Here is a 387-nt window from a genome sequence, read left to right as displayed (position 1 = left end):
CTGTTCGATCATGATCACCGTGACGCCGGTGCGGTTCACCGCGGCGACAGCGTCGAGCATCGTGGTGACATAGCGCGGCGAGAGACCGGCGGAGGGCTCATCCAGCAGCAGGGTCGAGGGTCCGGCAATCAGCGCGCACCCCATCGCCAGCATCTGCCGCTGCCCGCCACTGAGCGTGCCGGCCTGCGCTTTGGTGCGCGGGACCAGGTCCGGAAAGAGGTCGAGCACACGCTGCCGAGCTGCAGCAAACGCGCCGCGCGCGGCTTTCCGGTGAATGAACTCGAAACCGATACTGAGGTTTTCCTCAACGGTAAGGTTCTTGAAGACATTCCGCTCCTGTGGAACATAACCAAGCCCGGCTGCGGCGCGCGCGGGCGGCGACAATGC

Annotated in this window: 1 protein-coding gene; it reads right to left on the bottom strand. The window is 65.4% G+C overall.

Annotated elements, in window-relative coordinates; all coding sequences use genetic code 11:
• Nucleotides 1-387, bottom strand: a 387-nt coding sequence (locus AC5ZGW_RS47445; protein WP_496114313.1) for an ATP-binding cassette domain-containing protein, incomplete at both ends; no start/stop codon positions are given.

The sequence above is a fragment of the Bradyrhizobium sp. Crot121 genome (genome assembly GCF_059512385.1).
This window is presented reverse-complemented; position numbering and strand designations above follow the sequence as displayed.